Here is an 11508-nt window from a genome sequence, read left to right on the forward strand (position 1 = left end):
AATCATGAAAAAAACGTGGTTACTCTTCAGTCTGGTATTTCCTTCCGTAGCCTGGGCTCAAAGTGATAAAATAGAAACGACGCTGGATCAGTTTCCCGCCGCAGATGCGGAGCATTTGCGTTCGGCTCTAACTGAACTCAATAAGTCAGGAGAATCCGGAATTCTTGAACTGGCTGCAGGATTAAATCAACCCGGCGACCATAGCCGGGCAGAATTTGCATTATGGAGTTACTCGGCTTACGTGGCCAAAGGTAATCACCCGGCAGATCGTCTACGCAGTTCACAGGCTTATCAGAAAGCTCTGAAAGCCAGTAAAGATCCTGAGGCACAAGCTTTTCTCATTACCCAATTACAACTGGTGGGCAAAGACGAGGCCGTACCTACACTGGCTACTTACCTGAGTGATGAACGTTTGGCCGATCCTGCTGCTCGGGCTTTAGTCAGTATCAACACGCCCGCCGCTCAGAAAGCCATTGCTTCAGCTTTACCAGCCTCAAAAGGAGCCGCTCAACTAGCGGTGCTTGAGGCGGCTGGAAAAATGCGAATCCAGACGGCTCAGCCCCTCTTTCTCAAATGGGCTAAAAGCCCGGATTTGAACGTGAGAAAACTGGCACTGTATGGACTGGCAAATCTGGGCTTCCCCTCGGCTCAGCCCCTTTTGCTGGCTCAGGCTTCAAAGGTTCATTACGAGTACGATCCCAGCGAGGCAACGAATGCGTATCTGTTGTGGCTAAAGCGGGCAGGCGAGAACCCAAAGCAGACCGGAGTGGAGAAAAACGTTCTGGAGCTTATTAAATCATCGAAAGGGCAGACGAGGTTGGCTGCGGAGCAGATCGTGCTGGAGAAGGCAAATAAAGCGGCATTTACGGCTTTTGTAGAGCGAGTTAGTAAATCAGACTATTCTGCGGCTGATAAATTCCATCTTTTGAAGCAGGCGATGGAAAAAGCATCGACTACGGAACAGAAACGGGTAGTTCTGAAAGAATTGGCTCAGGTGGATTATCCGGCGGCCTTGTATTTGGCCAGTACTTTTCTGGAAACAAAAGAACTTCAGAAAACAGCCGCCACAACCGTAGCCGAGTTATCGCTGGATCTTCCTGAATTATGCACGTTTAAAGACCGTGAACTCATTTCCAAAACCTTTCCTTTCATTTCCAGTACTTTACAGGAAGAATTGCGGAAACATCTTTCCATCATGCCCGAACTATATGGGTTGAAAGAGGAGGAAAAGAAAGAAGGCTTTAAAACCCTGTTTGATGGTTCCAATCTGGAGCAGTGGACGGGTAACAAGCAGGATTATATCATCGAAGAAGGAAACCTTGTGATTCGCCCTTCGGGTAAAGGCCAGGGAAATCTGTACACCAAAGATGAATACGCTGATTTTGTATTCCGTTTTGATTTTCAGCTAACCCCAGGAGCCAATAATGGTCTGGGGGTGCGGGCACCGCTTGAGGGAGATGCGGCGTATACCGGCATGGAACTTCAGATTCTGGATAATGATGCTTTCGAGTATAAAAACCTGCAACCGTACCAATACCACGGTTCCGTGTACGGGATCATCCCGGCGAAGCGGGAGGCGATGAAACCCGTAGGCGAATGGAACTCCGAAGAAGTTACGCTGAAAGGCACGCGTGTAAAGGTCGTCCTGAATGGAGTGACCATCTTGGATGGTGACACGGCTGAAGCCACCAAAGAAGGCACGCCGGATCATAAAGAACACCCCGGACTGAAAAGAACATCCGGCCACATCGGTTTTCTGGGACACGGATCAGTCGTAAAATTCCGAAACATGCGAGTAAAAGAATTATAAGCATTTCGCTTCTCATCCAAAGCCCCACAAATAACGTATAGTTTATATCGTTAGTTGTGGGGCTTTGGTTTGGCTCACGTGGCGATGATTAGCTACCGTACGTATGCATAGATTGAATAACTATTTCTGAAGTACAAATCATAAACAGACAATAGATCATGTAATCGCATAAAATTGATTTTTAGTCTACAAAATCTATAGATTATACTTGTATTTAAAAAATGCCCTTCTACCTTTGCCTCGATCTTTGGTTCTGCCTACACTTTAATAGGATAATCATCTTATAAACCTCAAAGACTGAGCAAATTCCGCCTGATACTTTGCTCATGCCTTGGAAAGTTTGTTGAAGTCTTAGATATATAGTCTATTTATTCTATATATCTACTAGTAATTAATATGTTATTGAAAACCATTTGAAGAGCAAGATTTTGATGAAACCTTACCTGTCTTCCGTACCCTTATCATGGAGGTTAACCCTTATTGCAGGAGGACTCAGCCTGAGTAGTGGGCTTGCGGCCCGACCTCCTGAAACCCATGCCTACGTATATTCCCAGCCCCGCATTCAGATTAACGGAAAAGTGCTCGATGAGAATGGCAGTGGTATCCCTGGAGTAAATATTCAGATCAAAGGCTCTTCGAAGGGAGTCACGACGAATGCCAATGGGGAATTTCAAATACCAAACACCGAAGTTTCTACGCGATTAATTATCTCATTCATCGGGTATAAAACCCAGGAAATTGTGGTTGGTAATCAGACGAATCTACGGATTCAGTTAGTGCCTGAGCAAAGTCAGTTGAGTGAGGTTATCGTCGTAGGGTACGGTACTCAGGAGCGTAAAAATCTGATTGGCTCAATTAGCAAGATTGATCCTTCAGAAACAAAAAATATACCGACGGGAAGTTTCGATGCCCAGCTACAGGGTAAAATTCCCGGCGTTCAGATTTCCAGTAATACGGGCGTTCCCGGCGAAACGGTAAATATTCGTGTTCGCGGAGCGACTTCAATTAATGCCGATAATGATCCTCTGTACGTCGTAGATGGCGTTTTTATCAACAATACCAGTTTGCAGTCCATCGGGACAGGTGGGAAAGCCACGTCTCCCATCGCTGACATCAATCCTAATGACATTGAAAGTATTGAGGTTCTGAAAGATGCCGAGGCAACGGCTCTGTATGGTTCTCGCGGGGCCAATGGGGTAATCCTGATTACCACCAAAAGAGGTAAGTTCGATCAGAAACCAAAGATTAGTTTTAACGCTTCGACGGGCTGGAATAAGGCCGCACGGCTTTGGGACTTGACCACTGGCCCCGAACACGCTCAATTAGTTAACGAATGGTGGATTAATACCGGAAAAGATACGCCCTCACTCAATCGTACCGAAGCAAATCGTCCCTTCCGGCCTGTCAGTGAAGGCGGTCGGGGCTTACCCGAAGAGCAAAAAACGTATGATCGATTAGGTGAACTTTTTCGAACGGCCCATCTGCAAAACTATGATCTCTCGCTGGCGGGAGGTACTAACGATACCCGCTATTACATTGGCGGAAGTTATACCCAGCAGGAAGCCATCATTAAGCCCATCAACTTCGAACGAGCCAGCTTTAAGATTAACCTCGATCAGAAGGTAAATGACAAAGTGCAGGTAGGGGTGAGTAACATTCTGAGTCGAACGTACCGCAATCAGGCCCGGGCCGGGGATGGCCCACAAGGTGGATTGCTGCAAGCGGCCTTACATACGCCTACGTATCTTTCTCCGTATGAAAATGGCGTACTGGTAGGCCGGGCAGGTTTTGATAACCTAACGCTACTGCTTGAGAATTATGACGTTCACTCCATCAGCCTGCGTTACATTGGTAACCTCTACGGCGAAGCTGAATTGTTACCCGGCTTAAAGTTCCGCACGAGTTTCGGGGTTGACTATAATGGTTACGACGAATCTGAATACTGGAACAACCTGCTCATTGCGGGAAGTCCTTCGGGTTTAGCGACTTCTTCACAGACGCAATTCTCCAGTCTGTTAAATGAGCAAACGCTGGCTTATCGCAAAACAGTCGGTAAACACGGTTTTGGACTTTTAGTAGGGAATAGCTTGCAAAGCGATGTACTGAAACGTACTTACGCCGAAGGTCGTGGTTTTGCCAACAATGCCTTTACCCAGATTTCTTCGGCCTCTACCACGGCTGGTTCGCAGAGCTGGAGTAAGAACACCCTGGCTTCCTTCTTTGCCAAAGCCGATTATAATTACGCTGGAAAATACCTGGTCAATGCCAGCGTTCGGGCCGATGGTTCTTCGCGTTTCGGTAATGACCGGAAATGGGGCTACTTCCCATCCGTCGGAGCTGCGTGGCGAATCAGTCAGGAAGAGTTTTTGAAGAGCGTACCGGTGCTGAGTGATTTGAAATTACGGGCTAGTTACGGGATAACGGGTAACCAGAACGGTATTGGTAATTTCGCCGCACAGGGATTGTGGACCGGTGGAGCTTCGTATCAGGGAAATCCCGGGATCGCTCCCCAACAGTTAGGCAACCCCGATTTGCAGTGGGAGAAAACCCGGCAATGGAACGTGGGTCTGGATGCGTCCTTGTTTGACGGACGGTTATCGGCTGAATTTAACGTGTATAATAAATACACTACGAACGGACTATTACTGCTAACGCTTCCCAGTACTACTGGTTTTAGCACGTATTGGAGTAATGCCGCTGAAATCAGTAACAAAGGTTTTGAAGTAGCCTTGCAATCGGTGAATATTCGAACGCCGGAATTGAAATGGACCACGAGTCTGAATTTGGCTCGTAACGTCAATAACATCGAGAAACTCGAAACGCCTTTACGGTATGGCAGTCGTGATCTGATTCTTCAACAACAGGGTTCGCCGTTGTATTCCTTCTGGGTATACAAGCAGTTATACGTCGATCCGCAGACGGGTAATGTGGTGTATGAAGACGTAAACAAAGATGGAAAAATTACTACGGCTGACCGTCAGATTCTCGGTAGCATCTGGCCTAAGCTCTTCGGTGGATTGACCAATAACCTGACTTACAAAAATTTTGATGTGAATCTGTTCTTCTCGTTTTCGTACGGGAATAAAATCTACAATCATAACAAATTCTTTGGCGAGGGCGGGGGAGCCCGCGATGCCGCTCGCGTGATTTTCGCGAGTAACAATGCTCGCTGGCAGAAACCCGGCGACATTACTGACGTGCCTCGTCCTGATGGCGTAAATGTGAATAATTACCGGGACGGCGGAAGTCGTTGGCTGGAAGACGGCTCGTTCTTACGACTACGTTCGCTCACCGTGGGGTATACGTTCCCGAAAAACTGGTCGAAAAAAGCAGGTCTCGAAACCCTGAGACTCTACGCGGCGGGCAGTAATCTCTGGCTCTGGACAAAATACACGGGTCTCGACCCCGAATCAAGTGCCAGCAGTGATCAAAACCAGCAGGGGATTGATCTCGGTACGCCACCCCAGCCCGTGGGTTTGCAACTGGGTATTAACGTGACTTTATAAATGACATCCATGAAAGTACATACCTATCTTATTACGTTATTCAGTATCACGGCTTTAGCGTCTTGCCAGAAGTTTCTGGACGTGAAACCCAAGGAATCCATTTCGGATGCCGTGACCATTACCGATAAATCTTCTGCTGAAACCGCCGTTCGTGGCGTATACAGTGCTCTGGCTGGCAGTAATTACTATGGGACCAACTTTCAGGCCATCGGTTATTTGTCGGGTGATAATGTGCAGTGGACGGGCTCGCAGTCAATTGTGCAGGAATTTATTAACCACCGGGTAAACGCCGATAATGGCATGGTCAGCGGTGTCTGGACTGCTATTTATCAAACCATTAACCGGGCTAATAACGTTATTGTGAAGGTTAATGAAGTAACCGATCCTACGCTGACGGATGCCCTGAAAAAACAGTACATCGGCGAAGCTTACTTCATTCGGGCACTGGCTTATTTCGACCTGGCTCGTATCTGGGGTGGCGTTCCGCTCATTACGCAGCCTACTGTTCGTCCGACGGATAACCGGGGTATTGCCCGTAGCACCCAGGCTGAAACGTACGCTCAGGTCCTTAAAGATCTGGACGCTGCTGAGCCTTTGTTAACCAATACGGTGGATCGCTACCGGGCTACGCAGAAAACGGTTTGGGCCTTAAAAGCCCGGTATTATCTCTATCAGAAAGACTGGGCTCAGGCGGAAGCGTATGCCACCAAATTGATCGGTGAAACAACCAATTATAGTCTGATTAAACCTTACAGTGCCTTTTTTGCGAATAACGTTCGCGGTACCCAGGAATCCATTTTTGAGATTTTCTATAACGGAACCACCGAAATTAATGCTCACCGGGGGCAGTGGCAACCGCAAACAAACGGTGGTACCCGCCAGTGGGCACCGAGCGACGCTCTGGTAACCTTGCTCAATGATGCCTCTGTAGCAGGAAACCGTAACACCTTAATTGCGAAGGATAACCAGAATCGTTGGTACGGCAATCTGTATTACCGCAACCCCGGTTCAGATCCTTCTTACGTCTTACGCATTGCTGAACAGTACCTCATTCGGGCCGAGGCCCGGACGCAGCAGAATAAGCTAACCCAGGCGGCTAGTGATCTCAACGCGGTTCGGGATCGGGCGGGTTTAACCGCGACCACCGCCACTACTGCCGATGCTTTATTACTGGCTATCGAAAACGAACGCCGGCTGGAATTTGCCCTGGAACCGCATCGCTGGTTTGACCTCGTTCGCACGAACCGGGCGGGAGCCGTACTAGGAGTAACCGACCCTAACCGCTACGTTCTGCCCTTACCCATTGACCAGTTACTTGTAGACAAAGCACTTGTTCAAAACGAAGGTTATTAATCTCAATCGCTATGGCAGCTACGCTTGAAGTGTCATCGTCCCAATGGACTGAAGCAGAGAAAATTCTCTTCCGGTTTGTTTTTATTTATTTTTTCATTCAGGTTGTTCCGCTGGATTACAAGTATTACGCTCAGCTCTTGAGTTGGGATCGTTTAGGCTATCGGGAGATTTTTTACCTTTCGCGGTACAGTCCTAAATTCATTAGTGGAGCAGACAGTTTTCTCAATTGGGGTATCGTCGCTGGTATCGCGGTAGTTGGTTCAATCATCTGGACGGCCCTGGATAAAACTTCCACGGAGTATAATCGACTCTATTACTGGCTTCGCGTGCTGGTGCGTTACCGCTTGGCCGTGGGTATTCTGGCGTATGGATTCCTTAAGTTTTTCCCGGAACAGTCGCCGCTGCCTTCGCTGAGTCACCTGAATACGAACTACGGCGATTTTTCGGCCTGGAAGCTGTTTTCCATCAGTCTGGGTGTTGTACCTACCTATGAATCGTTCTTGGGTTTAATGGAAATCGTGGGCGGTTTACTGTTGTTGCATCGTAAAACGGCAACCATTGCTACGCTCATCATTTTGCCTTTCACCGGAAACGTCTTTTTCTCTAATCTGGCTTACGAGGGGGGCGAATACGTGTATAGCCTTTATCTGATCAGTCTGGCTCTGTTCCTGTTTTCTTTCGATGCCATCCGTCTGTTCAATCTGTTATCACTGGAAAGGGCAACCGTACCCAACCGTTTCCAACCCGTATTCTCGGAAAACTGGCAACGGACGGGCCGACTCCTGGCTAAGGCTGGGTTTATCATCTTCTTCGTTTTTTTCTACGGTTACCAAACCTATGCGAGTCACCAAAAAGGCCCGTATCAGTATCCCCAACAACCGGGCTTAACTCAGGCAGCGGGCGTGTATAATGTGAGCAGTTTTAAAGTAAATGGGAATGAGTTACCCTATTCCAAAACCGATTCGCTCCGGTGGAAAGACGTGGTTTTTGAAAAATGGGCTACGCTGAGCGTTCGCTCCAACCGTCCGGTGTTGATTGATTCACTGAATACGGAAGAAATTTTCGCCGAGGATTCCCTTCGCAATTACGAGTCCACGGGTTCGATAGGGCGGCATTATTATTCCTATCAAATTGATACGGAACATCAGACGCTTCACCTGAACAACAAGAACAGCCATTATAAAACCGAAACGCTGGTGTTGCATTACGAGCGTCCATCAGCTAATCTGATCATACTGTCGGGATTGAATGAAAATCGGGATTCGATCCGGGTCGTATTGGATCGGTTGGATAAGAAATACCTGATTCATGAAGCTAAAAAAGTCGGTCGTCGGAAAGGCCTTAAACTCTAAACGCCATGTCATCTTTTCCTCTGGAAACCCCCACGTCGCAGGTCAATTGGGTTGAACAGCCCGCTTCACCCAAGCCCTGGTCGAAGCTAACGAAATTCCTGTTCCGGGTTGCTTTCGTGTTTTTTGTGAGCATTTCACTGCCGAATGATCCGGGTTGGTACAAGGACCTGTTTACCTTCGACTGGACCAGCCTGCATTACCGGGATCTTTACGACATCGCCCGTTTCGGTTCAGGACTCAATATTTTTGGTAATAAAATCTTTGGCAGTACCCTAAACGGTTATGCTACTTGGGTGATTACCCTGATTTTTGCGGTAGTGGTTGGCGGTATTTGGACCGTCATTGCCGAACGTAAAAAGCCGCAACCCAAAGAATATAATCTGCTCTATTACTGGCTTCGTGTTGTGGTACGTTACCGGGCTGGCATTGGCATCATCGGTTTTGGGTATACTAAACTGTTCCCCACGCAACTGCCTTACCCTTCGCTGGGCGTGCTTAATACGGATTTTGGTGATCTAACGCTTCAGAAAATTTACTGGCTATCCATCGGTGTTGTGCCCTGGTATGAGGTCTTCGCCGGAGTGGTGGAAGTGCTGGCTGGAGCCCTGTTATTCTTCCGGGCTACTACCTTCTGGGGGGCCGTATTACTCTTTGGAGCCTTGGCCGACATCGTTTTTGTTAATTTTGAATACGACGGCGGCGTTCACGTGTACAGTTCTTACTTCGTGTTACTGTCGGCTTTTTTACTGATTTATGACATTCCAAAGGTTTATAACCTGCTGATTAAAGAGCGATTAACCATTCCCGTACATTATTACCCCACGTTCAATAAACCCTGGCAGAAATGGAGTCGAGTGCTTTTGAAAACGGGTGTAATCGGCGTGTTCATCGTTTGGTTCTTCTATTTACAAGGCGTAAACTTCCTCTACGATCCTTATAAACAGCCCGCTTTAAAAGGCATTTCGGAGTTACGGGGTAATTACAACGTAACCGAATTCAAGGTTAACAATCAGGTTATTCCTTATTCTCCTCTAGACAGCGTTCGCTGGCAACAGGTTACGTTCGAGAAATGGACCTCTCTGACCTTTAAAGTCAACCGTCCGGTTGATCTGGATTTATCCAATGGCGGCGGCTCGCCCATGCGGGACATTAACCGAACCTTTGAGTTAACGGGCGTAGCGGGAGGGCAACGCGTCTTTTATTACGAAGCCGATACCGTGAATAAAGTGTTGTATTTACAGGATAAAAACCGGGGAAGACAAAACCGCGAAACCCGTGAGATTGAAGGAAAAGCGGCTCGTTCGGATCGGAAGGAAAAACCCGCAGAAGATCCCTGGATTTCGGCGAAGACTCGTAAAATCATTGGTTCGGAAGACGAAAAAATACATCCGTTGGCCCGTTCAACCCGTCGGACTCGCGGCATGGTTACCGAGGCCGAGGAACCCGGAAAGGAAAGCACCAAATTCGTGGGCTGGGATCAGAGTAACAACGGTACCGTGAAAGCTCAGGCTCCCCTTCGTAAACGCATGATTTTACATTACTCAGCCATTAACGGTGGGAACCGGGTGATTTTAAAGGGCATTGACGAAAACAAAGATTCCATTCAGGTGGTGTTAGATCGGGTGAATCGCAAGTATGCTCTCTCGGAAAGTACTTTAAAAGCGGGTAAGTACGATTAATATATGAACGCAGTTTTCAAAATTACCTTGTCGATACTGATCCTTGGTTGGGCGAGTGGCTTTGGATCTTTTTCAAAGCCATCGTCTGGGGGAGTGTTCACATCAGATACTATTTTCAATTTTGGTCGCCCGGCCACTCTGGCGGATATTCAACGCTGGGACATCGACATAAGACCCGATGGCAAGGGTTTACCTAAAGGTTCGGGGACGGCTCAAAAGGGGAAATCCATTTTTGCTCAGAAATGTGCGGCCTGTCATGGTGTGACGGGCGTGGAAGGGCCGAATGACCGATTGGTTTCGACCGATTCATCCCAAGGAAAAGCCATTGGGAATTACTGGCCTTACGCCACGACGGTGTTCGATTACATTCGCCGGGCCATGCCTTTTAATCAACCCGGAACGCTGACGGACGAGGAAGTATACAGTTTAACTGCCTTCCTGCTCGAAGCCAATCGGGTAATCAAACCCGGAGCCGAACTGAACGCTCAAACGCTTCCGGCAGTTCAGATGCCCGCCCTGAAAAGGTACATCCTCGATGATCGTAGGGGTGGGCCCATTATTCGCTAGTACGTCATGAAAGTAATACCCGGAGAAAAACCTACGCTGCTGCAAACCAAGGTTAGCCGACGAAAACTGCTCGGTGGAGCTGCCGCCGTAGTTTTAGCCGAAGCTCCCTTTGCCAGTGCCGTTCAGGCTGCTGTTACACAAGCGGAGTTAACAGACCCTACTAAAATACCGGGTGTTCCGCCGGGGCAAGTCGGTACTCGTTCGGCATTCGAGAAACTTGTTAAAAAACCTTCGGATATCTCGTCAAGAACGCCATTACAGGATTTGTTCGGCACCATCACTCCCTCAGATTTACACTTTGAGCGAAACCACAACGGCGTTCCAGCCATTGATCCGGCCAAACATGAGTTAGTGATTCACGGGATGGTAGAAAAACCCCTGGTGCTCACCTTGGCAGATTTAAAACGTTTTCCTTCGGTTTCCCGCATCTGTTTTCTGGAATGTTCGGGCAACTTCCGTTCGGGCAGCGAAAAATTAAGCCCCCAGGATATTTGTGGACTAACCAGCCAGAGCGAATGGACGGGCGTCATGCTTTCCACGATTTTCCGACAGGTAGGCGTGAACCCGAAAGCAACCTGGTTTTTAGCCGAAGGTTCGGATGCGGCAGTGATGACCCGTAGTATTCCCGTACAGAAAGGGTGGGACGATGCCATGATTGTTTACGCTCAGAATGGCGAAGCGATTCGTCCCGAGCAGGGCTATCCTTTCCGATTATTCCTACCCGGCTACGAAGGAAACATGAGTATCAAATGGTTACGGAGAATTGAGCTTTCGGATGCTCCGTACATGACTCGTGAGGAAACCTCTAAGTATACTGAACCCGTGAAAGATGGGAAAATCCGCTACTTTAGTTTTGATATCGACGCCCGTTCCATCATTACCTTTCCGGCCTATCCGGCTCAGGTGCAAAAAGGTTGGATCGAAATTCGGGGCATCGCCTGGAGCGGAAGGGGAAAAGTGCAGCAAGTGGAAATCAGTACCGATGCCGGGAAAAGCTGGAATCCGGCTCAACTCAGCGGTCCTGTCCTGGACAAAGCTCATACGGGCTTTCGTTACCTCTGGCAATGGGATGGTCGCGAAACGGAAATTCAAAGCCGGGTAACGGATGAAACGGGTTACCAGCAACCGACCTACAAAGCATTAGCCGCTGCCCGGGGAAGTAAGGGGGGCTATCATTTTAATCCCATTACGGGCTGGGTTTTAAAGCCCGATGGCCGAGTTCTTTTGAGGAATGGGTAAGG

At 48.3% G+C, this 11508-nt stretch carries 7 protein-coding genes; all 7 read left to right on the forward strand.

The genetic code is table 11. The features are described from left to right. Positions 1-4 precede the first annotated feature (4 nt). The 7 genes from QE357_RS24070 (at position 5) to soxC (ending at position 11506) form a co-directional block, all read left to right on the forward strand. A complete protein-coding gene (locus QE357_RS24070; RefSeq protein ID WP_309713595.1) occupies positions 5-1810 on the forward strand; it encodes a family 16 glycoside hydrolase in 1806 nt (601 codons plus the stop codon). A gap of 431 nt (positions 1811-2241) precedes the next feature. After that, positions 2242-5316 (forward strand): TonB-dependent receptor, encoded by a 3075-nt coding sequence (locus QE357_RS24075; RefSeq protein ID WP_309713983.1) that lies wholly within the window; start codon positions 2242-2244, stop codon positions 5314-5316. Between the two features lie 9 nt (positions 5317-5325). Beyond that, entirely contained in the window at positions 5326-6669 is a 1344-nt protein-coding gene (locus QE357_RS24080) for a RagB/SusD family nutrient uptake outer membrane protein (RefSeq protein ID WP_106636166.1), read from the forward strand. An 11-nt stretch (positions 6670-6680) separates the two neighbouring features. Beyond that, positions 6681-8021, forward strand: a complete 1341-nt coding sequence (locus QE357_RS24085; RefSeq protein WP_309713600.1) for a DoxX family protein — start codon at positions 6681-6683, stop codon at positions 8019-8021. A gap of 5 nt (positions 8022-8026) precedes the next feature. Beyond that, complete coding sequence (locus QE357_RS24090) at positions 8027-9700, forward strand: hypothetical protein (protein ID WP_309713602.1); 1674 nt, start codon at positions 8027-8029, stop codon at positions 9698-9700. A gap of 93 nt (positions 9701-9793) precedes the next feature. Continuing rightward, a complete protein-coding gene (locus QE357_RS24095) occupies positions 9794-10267 on the forward strand; it encodes a c-type cytochrome (protein WP_309713605.1) in 474 nt (157 codons plus the stop codon). Between the two features lie 6 nt (positions 10268-10273). Next, positions 10274-11506 carry a sulfite dehydrogenase gene (gene soxC / locus QE357_RS24100; RefSeq protein ID WP_309713608.1) on the forward strand — a complete coding sequence of 411 codons (1233 nt, stop codon included), beginning with the start codon at positions 10274-10276 and terminating at the stop codon, positions 11504-11506. Positions 11507-11508 lie beyond the last annotated feature (2 nt).

The sequence above is a fragment of the Siphonobacter sp. SORGH_AS_0500 genome (genome assembly GCF_031453245.1).
Lineage (GTDB): Bacteria > Bacteroidota > Bacteroidia > Cytophagales > Spirosomataceae > Siphonobacter.